Origin of the sequence: Arcticibacter sp. (assembly GCF_045629565.1) — a bacterium.
Taxonomy (GTDB): Bacteria; Bacteroidota; Bacteroidia; order Sphingobacteriales; family Sphingobacteriaceae; genus Arcticibacter.
Genome location: NZ_JAZQRL010000028.1, coordinates 47,050 through 69,681, shown reverse-complemented (window position 1 = coordinate 69,681; position 22,632 = coordinate 47,050). Strand labels below are relative to the sequence as shown.

The following is a 22,632-nucleotide window of genomic DNA, read 5'->3' as shown; positions in this document are numbered from 1 at the left end:
ATGAGAAGCTTATGCATAATCGGAATGTTCTCTCTGCTTGCTGTTGCAGCAAATGCACAGAGTCCCAATTTAAACAATTCGCAGACTCCGCAGGCAGCTGAAGTTGAAAGGCCAGTGGATGGTTATTTCAAACAAGCGAATATTGAAAATGCCCGGGTAACCCCATATGCAAACGTCAGGGATGTAGACGTGATGTTCTCCAGACGTGTTTGGAGAGAAATTGATCTGCGAGAGAAGATGAACCACATTTATGCTTCACCTAAATCACGATTAATTGATGTGATAATGGAGGCTGTGCAAGCAGGTGAGCTCACCGCTTATGACGCAGTAAGCACAAAGTCAGATCCTAATGGCGACTCATTCGGGACGATTCTGCCTCCAGGCCAGGTGATGGCCAAATTTGCTGATAGCGTAGTAGTTCCTGAATTCAATGATATGGGCGAAGAAATTGGCTCGCACATGGAAAGTGGTGAGTTCAATCCGGACAGTGTAACGAAGTTTCAGATTAAGGAAGATTGGATATTCGACAAACAAAGATCGGTCTTCGAGCCTCGCATCATTGGAATCGCTCCTATGGTTAAGATAAAAGCGGCAGGTCAGGATCTTGGTGAGCAACCCGCATTTTGGATTTATTTCCCTGAAGCCCGCCATATCTTCGTAACCAAAGCGGTTAGTACGCGAAATAACGACGCAACGGGACTTAGTTACGATGACATTTTCATGAAGCGCTTGTTTTCGAGCTACATTGTTAAAGAGTCTAATCCTGACGATTTGCGAATTAAAGATTATGCTTCAGGGATAGACCGTCTTTACGAGTCGGAGAGGATTAAGAAAGAGCTCATGGACTATGAGCATGACCTTTGGTCATATTAGATCAGAACCCGGTTCAGCGTTGTCTGCAGCGAAATAGCTAAGTAGCGATTCTGTTTGTTTTTTGTTCAGGACCGACCTGAGTTCCTCGGGTGTTGCTTCACGGATCTTCTTTACTGATTTAAAGTGCAAAAGGAGTTTGTCAGCGGTAGTTTTACCGATGCCCGGGATGTTATTCAGTTCGGTCACCAAAGTTCCCTTGTCGCGCTTCAACCTGTGAAAGGTGATACCGAAGCGATGTGCTTCATCACGAAGTTGCTGAATGATTCTCAGGGTTTCGGATTTTTTGTCGAGATACAGGGGATACTGGTCTCCGGGGTAGAACAACTCTTCCAGCCTTTTGGCGATTCCGATCACCGTTAATTTCTTTTCAATACCCAGAAGCTTCAGACTTTTCATAGCTGCAGAGAGCTGTCCTTTTCCGCCGTCGATAATCACGAGCTGCGGAAGAGGTGTATCTTCTTCAAGCATTCGTTTGTATCGCCTGTACACCGCTTCCTCCATGGTTGCAAAATCATTTGGGCCTTCCACGGTCTTCACATTAAAGTGCCTGTAGTCCTTCTTTGATGGTTTTGCGTCTTTGAAGACCACGATTGCCGACACCGGATATTTGCCCTGAAAGTTTGAGTTGTCAAAGCACTCAATATGTCTTGGTAGTTGATTCAGACGCAGATCTTTCATCATCTGATTCAACAATCTTTCTGTTCGCACCTCCGGATTCAGCTTCTCATATTGCTCTATTTTGTCGCGTTTGAAGAAGCTGACGTTCTTTTGTGAGAGATCAAGAAGTTTCTTTTTCTCCCCAAGTTTAGGCACAGTGAACTTCAGGGAGGAGTCTTCCAATTCTAATTCGAACGGGACAATAATTTCCTTTGAAGTACTGTTAAAGCGAGTACGGAATTCAGAGATGGCGATACTCAGTAGATCTTCATCCGTTTCATCTAGCCTTTTCTTGAGTTCAAGAGTCTGCGTCTGGATGACCGTTCCGTTCATAACCTTAAGGTAGTTTACGAACGCCAGCTTTTCATCTGATGCTATGCTGAAGACATCAACATCAGAGATGGAAGAGTTGACGATGGTAGACTTACTCTGGTATTTTTCCAACAGATCATACTGGCGTTTAAGCTTATGAGCGAGTTCAAAGTTCAGTTCCAGGGATGCGGTTTCCAGCTGAGATTTCAGGCTTCTGACTACCTGGCCAATTTTCCCATTCAGGATGTCACGAATGCTATCGATACTCTGATTGTAGTCTTCCTCCGACTGGTAAGCCTGACAAGGCCCCTTGCAATTACCGATCTGATACTCGAGGCAAACTTTGAATTTTCCTGCAGCGATGTTTGGCTGGTTTAGAGGAAGATTACATGTTCTCAATGGGTATATTTCCTTGATGAGATCAAGGATGGTATGCATCATACTTATCGAAGCATAAGGCCCGAAATATTTGGAGCCATCCTTAATAATCCGCCTTGTCCAGTATATTCTGGGGAACGGCTCATTTTTGACGACAATCCAGGGATATGTCTTGTCGTCTTTCAGAAGAACATTATACCTCGGCTGATGTTTTTTTATCAAACTGTTTTCGAGCAGCCAGGCATCTATTTCCGTGTCAACAATTGTAAAAGTGATATCGGCTATCTTGCTAACCAATACCCTGGTTTTGGAGTTGATGCGATAGTTATCTTTATTGAAGTAGGAGCTTACCCTGTTTTTTAGGTTTTTAGCCTTTCCAATGTAGATCAGCTCGCCTGATCCGTCCCAATATTGATAAACGCCCGGTTTGGGCGGTATCTTCTTCAGCGCCTCACGATAATCAAACTTCATTCTTTTACGCTTTATGGAGCCGGCTCGGTGATGGGAAGTACAGGTTCAGTAGCAGGTGTCGTTGTAGCGGTAGAGTCGCTTCCTGGTTTCTTCGCGTATGCATCACAATTCAATGTTATGGTACTTCCTCCTTTTGGAGGTTCAAAATCACCTTTGGTATACTTAAGCGTCGGATCTGCATATACTTTCTTCATGTACAAACCGAAAATGGGTAAGGCAGAGTTAGCACCACCGCCCTGGCTCGTATTTGCGAAGTGAATAGCACGGTCTTCAGCTCCTGTCCACACACCCGTTACCAATTGAGGAGTAATGCCAATAAACCATCCATCAGAATTGTTCTGCGTAGTTCCCGTTTTGCCGCCGATAGGATTCGTCAGGTTGTATTTAGTTCTAAGACGGCGACCGGTACCTCTTTGTACAACTTCCTTCAGCATATCCGTAATGGCGTATGCTGTCTGTGGATTCAAAGCAACTACTACACGCGGCTTTCTCTCGTACAGCACGTTTCCATTCTTATCTTCAATGCGGCTGAGATAAGTAGGCTCTGTCCATATACCATGGTTGGCGAAAGCCGAATAAGCACCCACCATATCATACACAGATGCCTCGAAGCTACCCAAAGAAATAGATGGATAAGCGGGTACGTCGCTGGTGATACCCATCCTTTTAATAAGCGTTGAAACGGCCGTAGCACCAACCTGCTTCATCAAAAACACCGTTACATAGTTTTGGGAGTAAGCCAGAGCGGTTTTTAACGAAATATAGCCGGGAATCGGTTTATAAGCCCGGGGCCTATATCCCTCAATTTCTACCGGCTCATTAGGGGCCATATAGCATGGAGAGTATCCTTGATTCTCTATGGCGACAGCATAGGTAAACGGCTTTGCAGTAGATCCCACCTGGCGGGTACCCATTTTAACCTGATCGTACTTGAAGTGCTCGAAACTTATGCCACCGACCCAGGCGCGAACAAAGCCTGTATGTGGTTCCATGGACATCATTGAATTGCGCAGAAGCAACTTATAATATTTGATAGAGTCCATTGGAGTCATTGTTTTTTCAACTTCCCCATTCCAGGAGAAAATAGACATCTTAACCGGTGTGTTGAAGTTCTTCACTATGTCCTCTTCAGATACGCCTTCGTCTTTGAGCTGCCGGTATCTATCAGACCTCATCATGCCAATCTTGAGCAATTTAGCGGCTTCGCCCTGGAAAGGATTGCGATTTTTCCATTCTCTGGTAAAATCATTCTGAAGCGTTTTCATATACTCACGCTGGGCTTGCTCGGCGTACTTTTGCATTCGCGCATTGATGGTAGTGTATACTTTTAATCCGTCGCGATCCAAGTCGTAGGGGGTGCCGTCAGCTTTAACGATCTCCTGATCTTCAAATATTTTTTGTATTTCTTTTTTAAGAACAGCTCTGAAGTAGGCTGCATACCCGTCGAAGTGATGGGTTGCCTTAAAAGAGAGAACCAGGGGCTTCTGCTTCAATTCTTCAGTTTCCGGATCTGACAGGTAGCCCGCTTTTCCCATGTTTTCAAGAACGGTGTTTCTTCTGGCAAGAGAACGGTCTGGATTACGAACAGGATTGTACCATGAGGGGCCCTTCAGCATACCGATGAGAACGGCGGCCTGTTCAGGGCTTAGCTTGTCGGGAGTAGTGTTGAAATACGTTTGAGCTGCGGATTTAATGCCGAAACTGTTGTAGGATCCAAAGTCAACAGTATTCAGATACATGGTGATGATCTCTTCTTTTGTGTAGTTCCTTTCGAGCTTCAAAGCGATGATCCACTCCTTGAATTTTACAATTACTATGCTGAAAAATCCGTTAACGCCCTCTCTCGGGAAAAGGTTCTTGGCCAGCTGCTGAGTGATGGTACTTGCACCTTGCTTATTGCCCATGAGGTTATAAAATACAATGGTAAAGATGCGTTTAAAGTCAATTCCCGAATGACTGTAAAAGCGAATATCCTCCGTCGCGATCAGCGCATTAATGACATTTGGAGAAATCTCGTCATAACGGACATTCGACCGGTTCTGAACAAAGTAGGATCCAAGGACCACCCCATCATCCGAAATAACGTCTGAAGAAAGGTTGCTCTTCGGGTTTTCAAGATCTCTAAATGACGGTAGCTTACCAAAAAGCCCAAGACCGATGCTAAATATCAGGATGATTCCGAAGGCTATAACTCCGATGACAATCTTCCAAAATGTTATGGTGTATTTAGTGATCTCCTGCTTTGTAAGTGAAGTCTTTTTTTGTGGCATATGATTACTTAATGTTCTTAGTAGTGTGTTCTATTTGCGCTTGAATCTGTTCACGTGTATTCAATCGCTCAAGTCCTTCTTGAGAAATGACGAAAGAGTTATATGTTTCTTCAGGTATCTTCATGATAGTTTTAATCATAGGAAGAATCCGGGCTTCATATGATTGTGCTTCCTCCTTATCCTGGAAGGGACCTACAAATATCAGTTGATTTTCTTTATTCACCACTTTTAATTGATGTTTTATTGCAAGTTGAGGGTACATGGAGCGGTTAAATTGACCTATCCCAAAGCGTGATGGGCTGAGATTCGTTGTTGCACTTAGGATATTTACCACAAAATAATGCGGCACCCTTGCCTTTGTGGCCAGGGTCGTGTTTGAAGCTCCGGGATTTTGCTGAACGGGCCCGCTTTCGTTCCCGTCTTTCGGAGTTGCAGCATTTTTCGGGATCTTAGGAGTCGTTTCGCGCATGTGGATCTGTGGGAGACTATTATCTGAGCCCATCATCTCATTATTTAACAACGCCACTGTTCTTTTTGAAAACGATTCGCTGTTTTGCCTGATATATTCGAGATGCTGGCGGACAAGTGGTGTTACAAGTGAATCTTTCGGATATCTGAAGGCAAATGATTGAAGGGAGTCTTCAAATGCCCGGGGACTTTGAGTGTGCCCCATAGAGATCAGGTAAAGATAGTCTAGTTGCGAGCTTAAGTTTCCTGATCGCTTTTCTTCCCTCTTCGTTTCGACCTGCCTGATAACCTCTCCGTACTGTTTGTTAGCGAAAAGGCTGTAGATATCCGTGTAGATCGCATCCGCTGAGGTAAATGCCGGGTCTTTCGAACCTGATGCTGTATGCTGAATCAGGTCCGCAATTTCTGTTTGAGGATATCTTGAAAGAATAATATTTGCGTAGTGATTGGCTAATAAAGGTTCGGTACGGCGTTTCATCAAGAATAAGCGGTAGTACGCCGGCAATGCGTAGCTCGTTCCTGTCAAGTAGTCTGCAACTCTTTGTAATGCAGCTGAAGCTTGCTGTTCATCCTGCAGGTTGTTTAAATAAAACATCCCGATCTCATATAAGGATGCTGCGATACGTTCATTTGATGCTTCGATTGCCTCCTGGCTGATTGGAAGGTTATTTATGTAATCTTCGAACCTCCGTCCAGCTCCTGCAGGCAGTTCAATACCCATACCTGTTCGAGCTGGGCCTGTGCCTGATAGTGTTGGTTCGGTAGTTGAGCCTTCGGATGCTTCATACCGCCAGTTGTCCCTCAATGTTTTGTCTCCCCATTTTTCCCTGAAGTCAATCTCTCCCTGCGTTAACGCTTTTGCGTTGTTGAAGTAAAAAAAATCGGCCCGTCCGCCCTCCGCGTCTCTTTCCGGCAGTATACTCGCGGTTAACTGTTCCGCTTCTTCATAACTTCTCTTCCGAATTAGCTCTGTGACCTCATGCTGCCGCTGATCTTCTGGCAACGCCGCTATTCTCTGGAGGGTTTCTTCAAAATCCACCTTTTCGAATATCTCTGCGAGATGGTTGAGACCTTCCGATTTTTTGCGGATGTCGGCATACTGGGAATGGGAAGAAGGAAGATAAGTCAAAGCGCTGTCATAGTAGGATTGCGCTCGCTTGTAAAGCCCACTTTTGAAATGGATATCCGCCAGGGAGGTGTAAGTAAGGCCTTTCAGATTGCTATTTTTTGAGCTTGCCTTAACCGAGTTTCTATAGCTCATCAAGGCATCGGCCATTTCGATCATCTGCTCCTGAACTTTTCCTATCCTATAATAGATGCAGTCTTTAAAGTCTATATACCGGTTCTCATCCAGAAGACCTCGTAAAATCTGGATTTTGTCCACTTTGTTGCCATATAGTTCACTATATAACGTTAAATAGTTTATATCCGCATGGAAGTTTAAGTCCGAAGGTGCGAAGCTTTTTTTTAGTTTTTTAAAGTTCCCTAAGGCAAGATGCTTTTTATTGTTTTTTTCCTGTAGCTGGGCGAGTAAAAAAGTCCATCGCTGCCGGTTCAACTTGTCAGGCCTGGCAGACAGAGCCCGGCTAAGAATGTATTCGGCTTCATCAAATTGATTTTGAGCAATCAGGAGCTGAGTTTTCCATGCAAATAGATCAGGATGGATATTATCAGATGTTTCGGCATACTTGAATGCGCTGTCAAGCACTGCAGTCGCCCCGCTGACGTTATTCAATAACATTAGGGCGCGTGCTTTATTGATTCGCGAAAGCTGGGCTAATTCAGGGTCGTTGGGATAGGTTGAATATACGTAGCTGTAAAATTCCGCAGCATCAAAAAAGTTGCCTTTTAAAAAATTTGCTTCCGCAATCAGGAAGTATGCGTCGTCTAGAAAGTCGCTTTGTGCCTTGTTGTAGATGATCGAATTGGCTTTTAGAATGACAGAGTCAAGAAGTTTTGTATCTCTATCCTTCCTTAGTTTTCTGAAAACGGGAAGTAGTTCACTATAGTCATCGGCGACAAAGACATCACCCGTATTCATATAATCGCCTAACAGCCTTTCCGCATTATACATGATGTTAAATCGGGATGTCAGGTTCTGAAAATTCGCATTCTGGCTGGAAGCACATCCTGTAGCCAGCAGGATCAGGAATACGAGATAACAGGAAAACTGTAAGGAACGGCAATTATCCACTTTGGAGAGATCATTTTGCGTAAAGGGCAATTTTACAATATTTTATCCATAATCAGATTGTTATAGGACAAGAAAACAAAAAGAGATTACCACGATAATAGGAAAATGATTTACTAATTTTGACGCAGTTGGCAAACCTAAAACATCGAAGTTGGAATCATCTGAAGAAAAAGAGCGAAAAGATAAAGGTAAAAAGGCCTTGAACAGTTATGCATACTACTCGGGTATGGGATTCCAAATGATCGCGGTGATCGGAATATTCGCGTTTATCGGCTATCAAATTGATGCAGGAAGAGACAGTGATACACCCATCTTTACAGCATTCCTGAGTCTTCTCGGTGTATGTGCTTCCATGTATTTGGTCATAAGATCAGTAAATAAAAACAAAAATTGAGCATTAAAAAATTTCTATTTCAGTTCTCCGGAGTGCTGTTGGCAGTAGCAGTTCTTGCTTTAGCACTCGATGCGTATTATTCTCTTCTAGTTCCCCAGTTCTGGCTGATATTTGGGTTCCTTGCCGGTCTTACAATAGTGGCTTATGCAGCTTCCTATGCCGGAATCAAATCGGGAGGCGAATTGTCTGTTTATGTTCTTCTCGCAGCAATCTTTATCAAACTGATTGTCAGTTTATTATTTGTGGTAATTTACCTCCAGAAACATCGCGTAAACGGTACATTTTTCGCCCTTGAGTTTTTTTCTTTATATTTCTTATTTACTGCCTTTGAAGTTAAATCATTGTTACTTAACTTGCGCCCACCAAAATAAATAGTAAAATCTCCAATTAGATGATCTCTACGCGTATTTTGAGTTCAGGAAAAGTTCGACTCTTCGCAGTTTGCGCTTTTTTTTTCACTCTATTCAGTATTAGTCCCTCTTTAGTAGCTCAGCACCACACCAGTGACTCTGCAGCAAGTTCTACCGTCGAAAGCGATAGCCAGATACCCGGTGTTGAACATGTAGAAAACAGTCATGGGGAAGAAAAGTTTGACCCTACCGCCGCCATTATGGAGCACATTGCTGACTCCCATTATTGGCATTTGTGGGGACACACCTCGCTGCCATTACCAGTTATAATCATTACTGATAAAGGCATGGAAGTTTTTTCATCTTCAAAATTCCACCATGGAGAGGATGCTTACCAGGGAACCCACTATACTTACAAGCTTATCGAAGATAAGTTATTTGTTGTAGATCAACAAGGGAATATTGATAAAGAAGCTTCATCCAGAATTTACGATTTCTCGATAACAAAGAACGTTGCATCTCTCTGGATCGCTGTAGCCATACTTATTTTGATTTTTACTTCTGTCTCCTCTTCGTATAAGAAAAGGCAGGGTAAGGCGCCAAAGGGGTTGCAGTCTGTTATTGAGCCCTTCATTATGTTTGTAAGGGATGATATCGCTATTCCGAACATCGGCTATAAATATGCTAAGTTTATGCCTCTGTTATTGACAATGTTCTTCTTCATTTGGATCAACAATCTCTTGGGGCTGATTCCGATATTTCCTGGAGGAGCAAACGTTACGGGAAATATATTCCTGACATTCGTGCTTTCATTTATTGTACTGCTTGTGGTCAACTTGAACGGTAATAAGTATTATTGGAAACATATCTTACTACCTGATGTGCCATGGTGGCTGTATCCGATTATGATCCCGGTTGAGCTTATTGGCGTTATCTCAAAGCCGTTCGCATTGATGATCCGTCTTTATGCCAACATATCTGCCGGTCACATTATTATACTCAGTCTGATATCTCTTATCTTTATTTTTAAGTCACTGGCTATAGCTCCGGTATCCGTCGCATTCGTGTTATTCATGAATGTGCTCGAGCTCCTGGTAGCTTTTTTACAGGCCTTTATTTTTACGATGCTGACCGCTTTGTTCATTGGAACAGCTGTTGACGAGCATCATCATTAATTAGAAACTTTTTTTAAATTTTAATAAATACAACTATGGTAGGTTCAATTGCTGCATTAGGTGCAGGTTTAGCAGTAATCGGTGCAGGTATCGGTATTGGTCAGGTTGGTGGTAAAGCAATGGAAGGTATTGCTCGTCAGCCAGAAGCTGCTTCTAAAATTCAGACTGCTATGATCATCGCTGCAGCCCTTGTTGAAGGTGTTGCTTTGTTTGGTGTGGTAGTAGCTTTATTGGGTAACAATCCTCAATAAGCAAGGGACTTCGGTCTAAGGACCGGAGATTAACGATTGGTTATTTTCCGGTCCTTGTATTTTGCAATCAAAAAAATATTGATAGAAAATGGGAGAATTATTTGAGGGTATACTTAATCACCACCTCGGCTTTGTAGTTTGGGCATCTGTAGCGTTCCTGCTGCTGCTTGTTATATTAAAAAAACTAGCGTGGAAACCGATCCTTGGAATGATTTCAGAACGCGAGCGCTTCATTGAGAATGCACTTGCCTCTGCTGAAAAGGCAAAGGAAGAGATGGCCCGCCTTACCAATGAGAACGAAAGTTTATTAAAGGAAGCACGTGCAGAGCGTGATTTGATTTTAAAAGAAGCGAAAGAATTAAAAGATAAGATTGTTGCTGAAGCTCGTACCAACGCCCAGACTGAAGGAGCGAAGATGATAGAAAAGGCAAAGCAAGAAATCGATAGCCAGAAGGTTGCCGCTCTTAACGAAGTGAAAAACCAGGTAGCTACGCTTTCGATAGAGATCGCTGAAAAGATCCTTCGCAACCAGTTTGAAGATCGGAACAAGCAACAAGCATTGGTCGCTGATCTATTAAAAGAAGTAAAGTTAAATTAATTAGCTTTTCAAATTCATAACATAAGATGTCTGAAATACAAGTAGCATCAAGGTACGCAAATTCATTACTTGACCTGGCAAAAGAGAGAAACTCACTTGAAGCCATAAAGTCTGATCTCGATTCTTTCTTAGCTGTTTTAAAGGCGACACCTGAATTAAGGGCTGTCTTGAGAAACCCGATTATTAGTCCTGACAAAAAGTTTTCGATTATTAAGGAGGTTTTTGGTCCGTCCGTTCAGGAGATTGTTATCAGCTTTTTCAAGATAGTGATCAGCAAAGGACGTGCGGAAGTCCTGTATGAGACAGCAAAAGAGTTTGTAAACGGATATAATAGGATCAACGGAGTAATAAAAGCTTCGGTTGTCTCAGCTGTGCAATTAACGGATGAGAACAAGGCTGAAATTAAACGGGTAGTAGAGCAAGCAACGCAAAAAAAGGTTGTGCTTCAAACGCGGGTGGAACCTGACCTGATCGGCGGCTTTGTGTTGACCGTTGGCGATAAGCAGTTTGATGCAAGTATCTCCAGCAGCTTAAGCAAGCTTAAGAAAGAGTTTACTCAGAAGGTAGTCTAGATCCTGTTGCAGACAAGTATTTACAGGCATTAATAATTAACAGAGTTAAAACAAAATATTAATATAAAACTATGGTAGAGGTAAGACCAGATGAAGTTTCGGCAATATTGCGTCAGCAATTGTCAGGCTTTAAATCAGAGGCTGAACTTGAAGAAGTAGGTACCGTATTGCAGGTGGGCGATGGTATTGCCCGGGTTTACGGACTAACCAAAGTTCAATCAGGAGAACTGGTTGAATTTGATAACGGATTACAGGGTGTTGTTTTGAACCTTGAGGAAGATAACGTCGGTGTTGTATTGCTGGGTTCTTATGACGAGATCAAAGAAGGCGACACCATGAAGCGTACCAGAAGAATCGCTTCAATCCAGGTGGGAGATGGAATGCTCGGCCGCGTGGTTAATACATTAGGACAACCTATTGATGGAAAAGGGCCTATTACTGGAAAGACCTATGAAATGCCAATCGAGCGTAAGGCTCCGGGTGTTATCTACCGTCAGCCGGTAACTGAGCCGCTTCAAACGGGTATTAAAGCGATCGACGCGATGATTCCTATTGGTCGTGGCCAGCGTGAGTTGGTAATCGGTGACCGTCAGACTGGTAAGACAGCTGTATGTATCGATACTATCATCAATCAAAAAGAATTTTACGAAGAAGGTAAGCCGGTATATTGTATTTACGTGGCTATTGGTCAGAAAAATTCGACCGTTGCGAACATCGTTCGTACCCTTGAAGAGAACGGTGCAATGGCCTACTCGATCGTTGTTGCGGCATCGGCTGCAGATCCGGCTCCAATGCAATTCTTCGCGCCATTCGCAGGTGCAGCAATCGGTGAGTTCTTCCGTGATACTGGACGTCCGGCATTAATCATCTATGATGACTTGTCAAAACAAGCAGTAGCATATCGCGAGGTATCCCTGTTGCTTCGTCGTCCACCAGGCCGTGAGGCATATCCTGGAGACGTATTCTATCTGCACAGTCGTCTATTAGAGCGTGCGGCTAAGATCAACTCATCTGACGCAATCGCCAGAGATATGAATGATCTTCCAGACTCTATTAAAGATATCGTAAAAGGTGGTGGTTCTTTAACCGCTCTTCCAATTATCGAAACTCAGGCGGGAGACGTATCAGCTTACATTCCTACAAACGTTATTTCTATTACTGACGGCCAGATCTTCCTGGAGTCTAACTTGTTCAATGCGGGTGTTAGACCAGCGATTAACGTGGGTATTTCGGTATCTCGTGTTGGTGGTAATGCACAGATCAAATCAATGAAGAAGGTTGCCGGTACCTTGAAGCTTGATCAGGCTCAGTACCGTGAGCTTGAAGCATTCTCTAAGTTCGGTTCTGATCTTGACGCTGCGACTAAAGCAGTATTAGACAAAGGAGCCAGAAACGTGGAGATCTTGAAACAAGGCCAGTTCTCTCCCGTATCTGTGGAGAAGCAGGTGGCCATTATCTACGCTGGTTCTAAAGGACTTTTGCGTCAGGTACCTGTAAACAAGGTGAAGCAGTTCGAAGCAGAGTATACTCAACAACTAGAAGTAAGACATCCTGAGGTATTGAAAAGCCTGAAGGCTGGTAAGTTTGATGATTCTATTACCGGAGTTCTTGAAACTGTAGCAAAGGAACTTGCTGCGAACTACTAGTTCGTGCTCTTAGGTTCAGAAGAACAAAAGTACTTCTGAACCTATAGTTTAAATTTTAAAAAATGGCTAATTTAAAAGAAGTAAGAAATAGGATTGCGTCTGTAAGTTCAACTCAGCAGATTACAAAGGCCATGAAAATGGTATCTGCTGCAAAGCTTAAAAGGGCTACAAATGCGATTGTTCAGATGCGTCCTTATGCAACTAAGTTAAAGGATATCCTGAGTAATTTATCTGCAAGCCTTGAGAACTCAAATTCTCCATTCATCCAGGAACGCGAACCTGTTCGTGTGTTAATTGTTGTAGTATCTTCAAACAGAGGACTGGCCGGAGCGTTTAATGCAAATGCCATCAAAACTGCCAATGTGCTTATCGCAGAGAAGTACGCTGAACAGTTTCGCAATGGTAATGTAAGTATCTTAGCTATTGGAAAGAAGGGACAGGATTTCTACGAACGCCGTAAATACAAGACGATTGGAAATCATTCTGAGCTGTTCGCCGATCTATCATTCGCGAATGTTTCTACTGTAACGCAGTCTATTATGGACGGCTTTGTTAACGGAGACTATGACCGTGTTGAGGTGGTTTACAATCAGTTCAAGAATGCAGCTATGCAAATTCTGACAGCCGAGCAGCTATTGCCTTTGCCAAAGCCGGCTCCTTCTCCTGACAAGGGACCTGTGGGATCTAAAGTTGATTACATACTTGAACCTGTTCAAGAAGAGATTGTGAGTAGTTTGATTCCAAAATCGATCAAAATCCAGCTATATAAGGCAGTATTAGATTCTCATGCTTCAGAGCACGGCGCGCGTATGACTGCAATGGATAAAGCCACAGATAACGCCGGTGAACTCCTGAGATCGCTGAAGTTATCTTATAACCAGGCACGTCAGGCTGCTATTACGACAGAGCTTACAGAAATTGTAAGTGGGGCTGCAGCTCTTTCAAACGGTTAATAAAAATTACTATATTTAAAGGGAAGGTCCTGGCGTTATCGTCAGGACCTTTTTTTGTGAGGATAGACTCTTTATTTTCGAATTTCAATTACCTCCACTGCTGTACATTTCGGACATACCGGCTTTCCATTGAGCAGGATCGACTGAACATCCAGTATTTTGCAGCAACCGCTTTTCACCAGTCTTGAACGAATATCGATTACGTCTGAGGGATAGTTCTTGTAATTAAGCGTGAACGTTTCTGTGCCTGAGGACAATATCGTTACATACCTGTTGTTCAGTTCAGTGCTATCAATTTTAAGCGCAAGGCTCGTACTGTAAGCCGTGCTGTTGATAGTTAAGTCCGTGAGATTGAATGATGTATTCTTGTTAAGCAAGTTGGTATTGTTAACCTTATCAACAAGCTTTATTTTAAGCGTAACCACCGGAGCAAGGCAGTCGGCCGCTTGACATAATGTCTCATCTGTCCTGCAGCCAGATAATATCAAGCCGGGCATCAGAAATAGAAGTAATTTTTTCTTTATCATAGATGGAACTACAAACCTGCTATTCTTATTTGCAGGACTGTTCATATTTCAATACGCACATTAACGCTTGACTGCTACAGTTGTCCCATCAAATATCATCCGGATAAACTTATTTTTACTGTCGTTGTTAACACAGAAATCGAATATATGGAACACAGAAAACTAGGAGAGTCAGATCTGGAAGTCTCAGTAATTGCGTTTGGTGCCTGGGCAGCCGGAGGCTGGATGTGGGGTGGAACGGAAAGAAACCAATCGGTAAACGCAATTCGTGCGTGCTATGAACAAGGGGTAACATCAATCGATACGGCGCCGATCTATGGGCAGGGACTCAGTGAGGAGATTGTAGGGGAAGCGATCAAAGATATTCCCAGAGACCGGGTACAGATACTGACCAAATATGGAATGAGGTGGGATGTTAAAAAAGGCGACTTTGGGTTTAAGTCGGAGAATAACCGAGGAGAACCTATAGATGTTTATAAATACGCTGGTAAAGAAAGTATTATTAAAGAATGTGAAGATAGTCTCCGACGATTAGGAACGGATTATATCGACCTCTATCAAATACACTGGCCCGACATCACTACTCCGATTAGTGAGAGCATGGAGGCCGTTCAGCGTCTGATTGAGCAAGGAAAAGTCCGTTATGCAGGAGTCTGTAACTATGACGAATCACAAATGGCGGAAGCAATGACAACAATAAACCTTGTATCCAATCAAGTTCCGTACAGCATGGTAAACAGAGGTATTGAGGAAGTTGTTATTCCTTTTGCTCTCGCAAACAAAAAGTCTATTATTGCATATAGTCCGCTGGAAAGAGGACTTCTAACCGGAAAGATTAAACCAGGACATTCTTTTGCGGCCGGAGATCATCGTGCCGGACTGAAATATTATCAAGCGGAGAATATTGCAGCCGTAAACGCTTTTCTTCAAAGCATTAAGCCAATTGCTGATGATAAAGGTGTTAGTCTGGGACAGCTGGTACTCAGATGGACTGTAGATAAGCCGGGTATTACCATTGCTCTTGCAGGTGCCAGGAATGCTGAGCAAGCAATTCAAAACGCAAAGGCGGCCGAAGTCAAACTGGCTGTTGATGAAATGGCGTTTATAAATGCAAGGCTTGACGAACTTCAGCTGGTTTGACCCTTTTGTAGAAAGCATTAGATTTATTTTCTCTAAGTTTGTAACTTAGCGCAGCATTATAAAAGAATGGAAAATACAGACAGAACTACCCGTAATCTTGGCGAACAAAACGACAACGCAAATAACCCAGCTCATTACCAGCTGTTAACCATAGGTATTATCATTACCTTGATAGGTGTGCTTCTTCGCTTTTTTGGCGATTGGGCGCTAATTGATGCCGTTTCTAATTTGATCCTGGTTGTGGGAGTTGGTATATGCTTAAGAGCAGTATACAAAGTGCTTCAATAGAAATTAACATTTATTTGTCCATGTTTATGGAATAATCAAACGAATGGCATCATTTAATCGTTAATGATTTTATGATGAAGCGGTTAGTGATATTAATGGGCTTGCTCGCCCCGTTTCTTGCTAGTTCTCAGACTAAGCTGAAACCAAGAGTTATCGAAATCAAGAAGCTTGTCATCGACAAGCGAGACTCATATGAATTTTCCTCAAAGGACTCAAGTGTATCTATAAAAATAGATACACTTGTTATGCATCCTGATGCTAAGATCAGATTCCTAAACAAGAAGGATGTGACAATGCTTGTCCGTCATGCTGTAATTGAAAAAGGAGCATGGATAGGAGGAAGTGATGGGAAAAACAATGGCACCAATGTCACACTTGACATAAACTTCGCCACCCTCAAGAATCTTACCATCAATGTTGCCGGCCAGGACGCGAAATCCGCGAACCGGAAGTTTGACAACGGGAATGGAGGAAACGTAGTGATCAACTATTTATCTTCAGGTGTTATACCTCAAATTCAGACTTCCAAGCAGTCCGCCTATATAGAAATCGAAAATCGCGGCGGAGGGTATCGTACCAACCCACAGTCGGATCTCGCTGTTATATTCGGACAGATCAGGTCGGGATCGCCTGGAAGACCTTTAGGACAGTTGGCAAACGGAAGAGTATATTCCGGAGGCTATGGATCAGATGGCAAAACTACCTTACAAGCAGTAACCAGTCTGGATCGGTAGATTATCTTGGTTTATACCGCGAATCGGTTAAGATCTGCTGGTAGTCGGTGTTTTTCATAAGGGCCGGCAGATCTACATCCTGATTCCTGTCCATATATTCTTTTACGATCTGCCATCCGGTAAACAATGCGAGCTTTGGGGCAGACTCGTTCCTGTTTCCTATACCCGGTGTAAAGGGAGCCTCCGTCAGAAACTTCTGGATCTTCATGTAGTCGCTCTCGTAAAGTAAATCATTCTCAAGGAAGTAACCCCAGATGTCAGACTCATATTTATCTACCCATTTCTTCTGGTCCGATGTATAGTTCATGATTAATGAATCTGGCACTTCAGGGAGTACCGATTGCATGAAATACAACACCTTGCCATTATAAACCATCCTGTCCAGGAGCGTATGCAAATCATCCGGTTCCGGAAACATCTCCTCTCTCACAAAAGTTTCAATCAGTCGTGGAGTGATATTCTCAGGCGTAAATCGTCTTGAAATGTATTGAGGTATACTTTGTCGCAAAGCAGGATAGAACCTGGAATCAGCACCTAAAAACATATCAAGGCCGATTCCCAGATAGTTTTCACCTAACGGAACCTGAACCGAAAAACCCGAATAGAAGGATATAATCCGCGGGACTTGCACCTTTGGGTAGAAATATTTTATATGTCTGAAAGCGTCACCCAGCTCATTCTCCTTTTCCTTAAGGTCTTTGAATGTGCCGTTAACCTCACGTTTCAGTGCGGCGAAATCTTCGTTGCCTAGTATCAGACGCATATTGGAGTAGTATGCCGTGTCTGCTGTGCTTCCGGCGCCGAGCATCCCCTCAATATAATCCCGGTAGAATGATGAATATTTCTTTTCTAAAACAGGTAAACCAGTAGCAATGTTCTGGGGATGTAAAGTATCCAGGTCTTGGTCAAACCGTTCGATGCGGATGTTCACATCTATGTGGCTCACGTCAACTGCTTTTTTATTCTGACAGCCGCTTAGGATTATTGCAGTTAAAAAAAACAAGTAGATTTGGACAATGCTTTTGCAGGACATAATTTAATTGAGAAAACGAAAATATGAAAAATCTTTTTTTTGCGCTTGTATGCTTCTTAATACCCTTTGTTTCTTCAGCTCAGATTGCGGGCGATAACACACAGCTTGGGTTTACGGTATCGCCTAATCTGGGGTGGGTAACGGGTGAGGGTTCTCCGGGTGACGGTACCAGTTCGGGGATCGCATACGGTGTATTGGCCGACTTGGCATTTAGTTCAAATTACTACTTCGCATCGGGCTTCACCATCACTTCTGTCAACAGTCGCGCTGTTACTGATGCAAACTCGATAAACTACAAAGTCAGATATATTGAAGTTCCGCTTACGCTAAAGCTAAAAAGCGAGCCGACAAATATGGGACGGTATTACGGACAGTTCGGATTAGGTACGGGATTTAAGATTGGCGCAAAGGGAGACATCAGTGACGGACCGGGGACACCTAAAAGAAACGATGTTGATATATCATCGGACGTCAATTTCTTTCGGCTCAGTATGATTGCAGGTGCAGGGGTAGAATGGCAAGTAAACGGAAACTTAAATGTTATTACGGGTGTTACATACAACAACGGTTTCACCACCATGAATAAGCAAGGCGACAAACTAAAGAACTCCTACGTCGCGCTAACGCTTGGGGTCTTTTTTTAAAAGCCGCACAGTTAACACATTTAAAAAACCATTCACATGAAGATAGCTCTTGCGCAGTTGAACTATCATATAGGCAACTTCGAAGCAAATACAACGAAGATCATTGAGTCAATTAACAAAGCGAAATCAGAAGGAGCCGACCTAATCGCTTTTGCAGAATTAGCTGTTTGTGGATATCCTCCACGTGATTTTCTTGAGTTCTCAGAATTTGTAGACCTCTGTGAGGAGTCGGTCAACAAGATTGCTGCAGCGTGTACGGGTATTGTATGTGTATTAGGAGCACCAACACGTAATGATCGCTTAGAAGGGAAGGACCTCTTCAACTCGGCTTATATTATGGAAGAAGGGAAAGTAGTTTCCAAGGTAAACAAAGCCCTTTTGCCAAACTACGACGTCTTCGATGAGTATCGCTATTTCGAGCCTGGTCTTCTATTCAAATGCATAGAAGTCAAAGGGGAGCGCATAGCCCTCACCATTTGCGAAGACTTGTGGAATATGAAAGATAATCCGCTCTATCTGAGGTCGCCTATGGACGAGCTGATTAAGGAAAAGCCTTCACTGATGCTCAACATCGCCGCCTCGCCATTTTCATACGTACATGATGATAACCGGGTCAAGGTACTGAGTGAAAACTGTAAGAAGTATGAGCTTCCGCTGCTTTATGTTAACCAGGTAGGCGCACAAACGGAAATTATATTCGATGGAGGGTCTTTTGCATTTAACAAAGAAGGGCAGCTGCTTCATCATATGAAATATTTTGAAGAGGACTTTAAGATATTCGAATTCAACGATGGAGAAATACTGGGGCTGCAACCCGTACCCTATGTTCCTCTGTCAGACATAGAACAAATTCACCGGGCGTTACTCCTCGGTATCAAAGATTACTTTACCAAATCGGGCTTCAGTAAGGCAGTTCTGGGCCTTTCGGGAGGTATAGATTCAGCCGTAGTATGCGCCCTGGCAGCTGAAGCACTAGGTCCGCAGAATGTGATGGCAGTGCTGATGCCGTCTAAGTACTCAACCGACCACTCCGTTAATGACGCGATGGATCTGGTCAATAAGCTGGGCTGTCAGCACTACACCATCGCCATCAAGGACGCAACAGATGCCTTTGAACGGATGCTGGAACCGGCATTCAAAGGTCTCCCATTCAACACCACAGAAGAGAATATCCAGGCCAGAAGTCGTGCCATCGTCGTCATGGCCTTCTCCAACAAGTTCGGTTACATCCTACTCAATACTTCGAATAAGAGCGAGTGCGCTGTGGGCTACGGAACGTTGTACGGAGACATGGCAGGTGCCATTTCCGTGTTGGGTGATGTTTACAAAACACAGGTTTATAAGCTCGCTGAGTACATCAACCGGGATGCCGAGATTATTCCTGTAAATAGTATTGTAAAGCCACCATCAGCGGAGCTCAGACCCGGACAGAAAGATAGCGATTCGTTACCAGACTACGATACACTGGATGCTTTGCTCTACCAGTATATCGAGCTTAAGAAAAGCTCCAAAGAAATCATTGAGCAAGGTTTTGATGCAGACTTGGTGAGAAAAACCCTTAAAATGGTCAATATGGCCGAATTTAAAAGATATCAGACTGCTCCGATACTGAGAGTATCACCTAAAGCGTTTGGTATGGGAAGAAGAATGCCCCTGGTAGGAAAATACCTGTCTTAATACCGCAAAAAAATTATACATACATACCGCAATGAAGATATTAGCTTTTCTTTTAATGACGCTGTTCTTTGCTCCGCCAAAGTCAGTGCACGATTTCAAGATCCGGTCGATCGACGGGCAGAACGTTGATCTGAAGGCCTTCAAAGGCAAAAAGATCCTTATAGTAAATACTGCCTCAAAATGTGGTTATACTAAACAATATGCTGGCTTAGAGGCACTCGCTAAACAGTACAAAGACAAGCTGGTGGTGATTGGTTTTCCGGCAGACGATTTCAAACAGGAGCTCAGTTCGGCCGAGTTGATAAAGGATTTTTGCGAAGCGAACTATGGCGTCAGCTTTCTTCTGAGCGACATTGTAACCGTTAAGGGCGAAGGGCAGGCTGACCTTTTCAAGTACTTAACCGCAGCCGGAAATCCGGATTTTACCGGAGATATTAAGTGGAATTTTGAGAAGTTTTTGATCGATGAGAACGGGAAGCTTATTCACCGCTTCCGATCCAAGGTAGAGCCGTTATCTCCAGAATTAACAAAATATCTGTAAGCCAGATATATAAGTATTATTTAAATTTATTTTTTGGAAAGTACCTATATGATGATATATTTGCAATCCCAAACCGAACAAGGTTAGGAAATGGAGGCTTAGCTCAGCTGGTTCAGAGCATCTGCCTTACAAGCAGAGGGTCACTGGTTCGAACCCAGTAGCCTCCACAAAGCTCCTCAAGCATGACGTTTGAGGAGCTTTTTACTTTTGTAGCTTTTTTATAGAGTTGCTTCTAGCCTGAGACATACCTGTCGGCACTCGATCAGAAGCATTAGGCTCCAAACTCCCACCGGAGTAACCCTCCGACGTTTTTTTAGGCCCTTTATTGGGTAATAGCCTGATTCTAATGAGCAAGAGTGGGCAATATATTCGCCGGGTATTTACATTTTGGTTAAAATTATATCACATCTAAATATGACGCTCGTCATATTTTGCTATTAGCCCTTTAGGTACTATTGTGACTTGAACGTATTTTTATGGATTTTACTAATAGTCATCACGCGCAGACTCATGTTCTGCCAGGCAACTTAGGTGATGTAGCATCAGAGAAGAAACATCGTTTTTACCAATCTTCAGATAAAAAATGCCATTTATTGGTTGACACAGAAGAAGTGCCGGCACATGCCTTTGACGAAAATGACGGGATCCCGTTGTCTTCAAAGGAAACCAAGCTTGTATGGTTAGCCATCGTAGTGGGGCAACTAATCTTAGCGCTTACTATTTATGCGATTTTATAATCAAACAGCAATTATCGATTGTAAAACGCCTTGCTAAGGCCTGCTTCGGATAGGAAGTGCTTCTTGACAGGTCCTTGCTTTCCACTAGCCTGGTAAGCTACTCAGCGGCTATCTCAAGCGATAGCGATAGCAGAGCTGGTCCTAAGACCCTATGCAGTTGGACCTGGTATTTCTGTGCCTGCATGGCGTCGGCGTAAATAAGCCTGCCATGCGTTCAGCCGCTTTTGCATCAATCCGGAAAATTTAAAAAATGAAGAATATCTTGGTTTTTTAACAAACCTTACTATATTTGCAGTCCCGATCCGAAACAAGGAAAGGAAACGGAGGCTTAGCTCAGCTGGTTCAGAGCATCTGCCTTACAAGCAGAGGGTCACTGGTTCGAACCCAGTAGCCTCCACATCTAAGAAAGCCATTTTTCGATAAGAAAGATGGCTTTTCTGGTTTATTGGCCGGCTGTTACCCGCAACGACAGGCCTTTACCCGTATCCTCCTTCGTGTCTTTAAACTTATCCCGTTTGAAATCCTCTTTCCTTTAAGGTTTTAGTTGAATCTGATAAAGACGTCAAAGTGTTGCTTTTTATCGAGGAGGATGATCAGGTCTCTTTAGGCAGGGGATTTTACTGCTCATCTGACACAGAGGCCTGATGTATACTTTCGGTTGGATTCTGTCTTCCTGAAGACGTGTTTCTCATCAGCTTGTGACTAGCTTGTCACCAGCTGGTGGGCAGCTAGTGGGCAGCTGGTGGGTGTAGCCACACTTTAGCCGCAGTGTAGCCACGTTGTAGCCACGTTTTATAAGAAAAAGGTGGCTGCAACGTGGCTACATCGTGGTTGCATAGTGGCTGCATCCTCAAGCCACTCCCAAGCTGCCCTCAAGCCGCCCCTAAGCTGCATGCAAGCAGATCCAATCGGTATCCTGGATGTTCGCAAGCCGACTGGAATAGAAAAAGCATCCGTTTGGTGCCAGCTTCGTTTAGGAATATTCAGCCGGCAGGTGTGCTACAACACATTTTCATGGTATTCCTCGGCGCCTTTCATCGATTCCAGAGGCTGGTTATAGTAAATAGCTGAAGTTTCCCATTCAACCCGCTGTACATGGCTGATATCCGCAAGGATCTTTTTACCGGCAAACCAGGTTCCGGTATCAATCACCACGGATGTGATTTGCCAGTTGTCATCAATGAGAAAATCAGCTACTTCCCCAACTATTCCATCAGTGGCATTTACGTTATAACGCGTGGTGTGCTTAATGCTGTGCAGATGGGAGGCATTTCCTCTCGTTGTGGTATGATGCATTTCATCCGAGATCCGTTCATCAAGTGGAATTCCGGGAGCCACTACTCCACCTACCATACCGGTTGTCATGAAACCAATGCCTGATTCTTCAGGATATGGCCATGAGTAGTGGCTGTAAAGACCCTCGGTCTGCTCAAATGACAAAGGTTGACTAAGATCAACGTCGGGGCTCGACTGTACTTGTTCCTTGGTTAGGTTAACTGGAAAAACTTTCTTATCCCAATCAGGCTGAAGTAATGCGACGGGCGAAATAAGCACTTTACGCCCGAAGAGCCAGTTGCCGGTTTCGACAACCAGATAGCGTACAGTCCAGGTCTTATCATCGTAGTAAAAATCTTTCACATGACCGATCTCTCCATCAGTAGCGCCGATGGAGAATCCAAGTAAGCGGTGAAGGCTATGTAGCATAACTATCCTTTCTAATTTAGTGTAACTAGTTATATTACATATGAG

Annotated in this window: 22 protein-coding genes and 2 tRNA genes; 18 read left to right on the top strand and 6 right to left on the bottom strand. The window is 43.5% G+C overall.

Going from position 1 to position 22,632, the window contains the following annotated elements; genetic code table 11:
* A complete protein-coding gene (gldN, locus tag ACKI5J_RS03270) occupies positions 1-873 on the top strand; it encodes a gliding motility protein GldN (RefSeq protein WP_407426465.1) in 873 nt (290 codons plus the stop codon).
* Here the strand turns inward: gldN and uvrC are convergent.
* From uvrC to ACKI5J_RS03255, 3 genes are read right to left on the bottom strand one after another with little or no spacing between them, the layout of a single operon-like run.
* Positions 865-2,691, bottom strand: a complete 1,827-nt coding sequence (gene uvrC, locus ACKI5J_RS03265) for an excinuclease ABC subunit UvrC (protein ID WP_407426463.1) — start codon at positions 2,689-2,691, stop codon at positions 865-867. The two genes, gldN and uvrC, sit on opposite strands and share 9 nt — an antisense overlap.
* A gap of 11 nt (positions 2,692-2,702) precedes the next feature.
* Positions 2,703-4,961: a penicillin-binding protein 1A gene (locus ACKI5J_RS03260; protein ID WP_407426461.1), complete on the bottom strand. Its 2,259-nt coding sequence runs from the start codon at positions 4,959-4,961 to the stop codon at positions 2,703-2,705.
* 4 nt (positions 4,962-4,965) lie between these two features.
* Complete coding sequence (locus tag ACKI5J_RS03255; RefSeq protein ID WP_407426459.1) at positions 4,966-7,653, bottom strand: tetratricopeptide repeat protein; 2,688 nt, start codon at positions 7,651-7,653, stop codon at positions 4,966-4,968.
* 121 nt (positions 7,654-7,774) lie between these two features.
* Between ACKI5J_RS03255 and ACKI5J_RS03250 the strand changes: the two genes are divergently transcribed.
* From ACKI5J_RS03250 to atpG, 8 genes are all read left to right on the top strand, one after another.
* A complete protein-coding gene (locus ACKI5J_RS03250; protein ID WP_407426457.1) occupies positions 7,775-8,017 on the top strand; it encodes an AtpZ/AtpI family protein in 243 nt (80 codons plus the stop codon).
* 38 nt (positions 8,018-8,055) lie between these two features.
* On the top strand, positions 8,056-8,388 hold the full coding sequence (locus ACKI5J_RS03245; RefSeq protein WP_407426455.1) for a hypothetical protein: 333 nt from the start codon (positions 8,056-8,058) through the stop codon (positions 8,386-8,388).
* Positions 8,389-8,408: 20 nt separating this feature from the next.
* Positions 8,409-9,542, top strand: coding sequence for a F0F1 ATP synthase subunit A (gene atpB, locus ACKI5J_RS03240; RefSeq protein WP_407426453.1), 1,134 nt, complete (start codon positions 8,409-8,411; stop codon positions 9,540-9,542).
* 35 nt (positions 9,543-9,577) lie between these two features.
* Positions 9,578-9,793, top strand: coding sequence for an ATP synthase F0 subunit C (gene atpE, locus ACKI5J_RS03235; protein ID WP_109417643.1), 216 nt, complete (start codon positions 9,578-9,580; stop codon positions 9,791-9,793).
* Positions 9,794-9,881: 88 nt separating this feature from the next.
* Positions 9,882-10,391, top strand: a complete 510-nt coding sequence (gene atpF, locus ACKI5J_RS03230) for a F0F1 ATP synthase subunit B (protein WP_407426451.1) — start codon at positions 9,882-9,884, stop codon at positions 10,389-10,391.
* 26 nt (positions 10,392-10,417) lie between these two features.
* Positions 10,418-10,963: an ATP synthase F1 subunit delta gene (gene atpH / locus ACKI5J_RS03225; protein ID WP_407426449.1), complete on the top strand. Its 546-nt coding sequence runs from the start codon at positions 10,418-10,420 to the stop codon at positions 10,961-10,963.
* A gap of 71 nt (positions 10,964-11,034) precedes the next feature.
* Positions 11,035-12,609, top strand: a complete 1,575-nt coding sequence (atpA, locus tag ACKI5J_RS03220) for a F0F1 ATP synthase subunit alpha (RefSeq protein WP_407426447.1) — start codon at positions 11,035-11,037, stop codon at positions 12,607-12,609.
* Between the two features lie 62 nt (positions 12,610-12,671).
* On the top strand, positions 12,672-13,562 hold the full coding sequence (gene atpG / locus ACKI5J_RS03215) for an ATP synthase F1 subunit gamma (protein WP_407426445.1): 891 nt from the start codon (positions 12,672-12,674) through the stop codon (positions 13,560-13,562).
* Positions 13,563-13,633: 71 nt separating this feature from the next.
* Here the strand turns inward: atpG and ACKI5J_RS03210 are convergent, their stop codons facing one another.
* Positions 13,634-14,089: a hypothetical protein gene (locus tag ACKI5J_RS03210; RefSeq protein WP_407426443.1), complete on the bottom strand. Its 456-nt coding sequence runs from the start codon at positions 14,087-14,089 to the stop codon at positions 13,634-13,636.
* A 147-nt stretch (positions 14,090-14,236) separates the two neighbouring features.
* On the opposite strand from ACKI5J_RS03210, the gene ACKI5J_RS03205 reads away from it, so the two are divergent.
* The 3 genes from ACKI5J_RS03205 (at position 14,237) to ACKI5J_RS03195 (ending at position 16,251) form a co-directional block, all read left to right on the top strand.
* Positions 14,237-15,229 carry an aldo/keto reductase gene (locus tag ACKI5J_RS03205; RefSeq protein WP_407426441.1) on the top strand — a complete coding sequence of 331 codons (993 nt, stop codon included), beginning with the start codon at positions 14,237-14,239 and terminating at the stop codon, positions 15,227-15,229.
* Positions 15,230-15,295: 66 nt separating this feature from the next.
* Entirely contained in the window at positions 15,296-15,517 is a 222-nt protein-coding gene (locus ACKI5J_RS03200; protein ID WP_407426439.1) for a hypothetical protein, read from the top strand.
* 71 nt (positions 15,518-15,588) lie between these two features.
* Positions 15,589-16,251: a hypothetical protein gene (locus tag ACKI5J_RS03195; protein WP_407426437.1), complete on the top strand. Its 663-nt coding sequence runs from the start codon at positions 15,589-15,591 to the stop codon at positions 16,249-16,251.
* A gap of 1 nt (position 16,252) precedes the next feature.
* Here the strand turns inward: ACKI5J_RS03195 and gldB are convergent, their stop codons facing one another.
* Positions 16,253-17,284, bottom strand: coding sequence for a gliding motility lipoprotein GldB (gldB, locus tag ACKI5J_RS03190; RefSeq protein ID WP_407426435.1), 1,032 nt, complete (start codon positions 17,282-17,284; stop codon positions 16,253-16,255).
* Positions 17,285-17,307: 23 nt separating this feature from the next.
* On the opposite strand from gldB, the gene ACKI5J_RS03185 reads away from it, so the two are divergent.
* From ACKI5J_RS03185 to ACKI5J_RS03160, 6 genes are all read left to right on the top strand, one after another.
* A complete protein-coding gene (locus ACKI5J_RS03185; RefSeq protein ID WP_407426433.1) occupies positions 17,308-17,928 on the top strand; it encodes an outer membrane beta-barrel protein in 621 nt (206 codons plus the stop codon).
* A gap of 36 nt (positions 17,929-17,964) precedes the next feature.
* Entirely contained in the window at positions 17,965-19,605 is a 1,641-nt protein-coding gene (locus ACKI5J_RS03180) for an NAD+ synthase (RefSeq protein ID WP_407426431.1), read from the top strand.
* Between the two features lie 31 nt (positions 19,606-19,636).
* Positions 19,637-20,146, top strand: coding sequence for a glutathione peroxidase (locus ACKI5J_RS03175; RefSeq protein WP_407426429.1), 510 nt, complete (start codon positions 19,637-19,639; stop codon positions 20,144-20,146).
* 92 nt (positions 20,147-20,238) lie between these two features.
* Positions 20,239-20,313: transfer RNA gene (locus ACKI5J_RS03170), tRNA-Val, on the top strand.
* Between the two features lie 309 nt (positions 20,314-20,622).
* Entirely contained in the window at positions 20,623-20,883 is a 261-nt protein-coding gene (locus ACKI5J_RS03165) for a hypothetical protein (RefSeq protein ID WP_407426427.1), read from the top strand.
* Between the two features lie 322 nt (positions 20,884-21,205).
* Positions 21,206-21,280 (top strand) — tRNA-Val (locus tag ACKI5J_RS03160).
* 602 nt (positions 21,281-21,882) lie between these two features.
* Here ACKI5J_RS03160 and ACKI5J_RS03155 read toward each other — a convergent pair.
* Positions 21,883-22,587 carry a PRC-barrel domain-containing protein gene (locus tag ACKI5J_RS03155; RefSeq protein WP_407426425.1) on the bottom strand — a complete coding sequence of 235 codons (705 nt, stop codon included), beginning with the start codon at positions 22,585-22,587 and terminating at the stop codon, positions 21,883-21,885.
* Positions 22,588-22,632 lie beyond the last annotated feature (45 nt).

Bases quoted from the DNA above. Each gene is read 5' to 3' on its own strand.
- ACKI5J_RS03205 (WP_407426441.1), top strand. From the start codon at position 14,237: ATGGAACACAGAAAACTAGGAGAGTCAGATCTGGAAGTCTCAGTAATT.
- ACKI5J_RS03260 (WP_407426461.1), bottom strand. From the start codon at position 4,961: ATGCCACAAAAAAAGACTTCACTTACAAAGCAGGAGATCACTAAATAC.
- uvrC (WP_407426463.1), bottom strand. From the start codon at position 2,691: ATGAAGTTTGATTATCGTGAGGCGCTGAAGAAGATACCGCCCAAACCG.
- ACKI5J_RS03180 (WP_407426431.1), top strand. From the start codon at position 17,965: ATGAAGATAGCTCTTGCGCAGTTGAACTATCATATAGGCAACTTCGAA.
- atpB (WP_407426453.1), top strand. From the start codon at position 8,409: ATGATCTCTACGCGTATTTTGAGTTCAGGAAAAGTTCGACTCTTCGCA.
- atpF (WP_407426451.1), top strand. From the start codon at position 9,882: ATGGGAGAATTATTTGAGGGTATACTTAATCACCACCTCGGCTTTGTA.
- ACKI5J_RS03165 (WP_407426427.1), top strand. From the start codon at position 20,623: ATGGATTTTACTAATAGTCATCACGCGCAGACTCATGTTCTGCCAGGC.
- atpH (WP_407426449.1), top strand. From the start codon at position 10,418: ATGTCTGAAATACAAGTAGCATCAAGGTACGCAAATTCATTACTTGAC.
- ACKI5J_RS03210 (WP_407426443.1), bottom strand. From the start codon at position 14,089: ATGATAAAGAAAAAATTACTTCTATTTCTGATGCCCGGCTTGATATTA.
- ACKI5J_RS03175 (WP_407426429.1), top strand. From the start codon at position 19,637: ATGAAGATATTAGCTTTTCTTTTAATGACGCTGTTCTTTGCTCCGCCA.
- atpE (WP_109417643.1), top strand. From the start codon at position 9,578: ATGGTAGGTTCAATTGCTGCATTAGGTGCAGGTTTAGCAGTAATCGGT.
- ACKI5J_RS03155 (WP_407426425.1), bottom strand. From the start codon at position 22,587: ATGCTACATAGCCTTCACCGCTTACTTGGATTCTCCATCGGCGCTACT.
- ACKI5J_RS03195 (WP_407426437.1), top strand. From the start codon at position 15,589: ATGATGAAGCGGTTAGTGATATTAATGGGCTTGCTCGCCCCGTTTCTT.
- ACKI5J_RS03185 (WP_407426433.1), top strand. From the start codon at position 17,308: ATGAAAAATCTTTTTTTTGCGCTTGTATGCTTCTTAATACCCTTTGTT.
- atpG (WP_407426445.1), top strand. From the start codon at position 12,672: ATGGCTAATTTAAAAGAAGTAAGAAATAGGATTGCGTCTGTAAGTTCA.
- gldN (WP_407426465.1), top strand. From the start codon at position 1: ATGAGAAGCTTATGCATAATCGGAATGTTCTCTCTGCTTGCTGTTGCA.
- gldB (WP_407426435.1), bottom strand. From the start codon at position 17,284: ATGTCCTGCAAAAGCATTGTCCAAATCTACTTGTTTTTTTTAACTGCA.
- ACKI5J_RS03200 (WP_407426439.1), top strand. From the start codon at position 15,296: ATGGAAAATACAGACAGAACTACCCGTAATCTTGGCGAACAAAACGAC.
- atpA (WP_407426447.1), top strand. From the start codon at position 11,035: ATGGTAGAGGTAAGACCAGATGAAGTTTCGGCAATATTGCGTCAGCAA.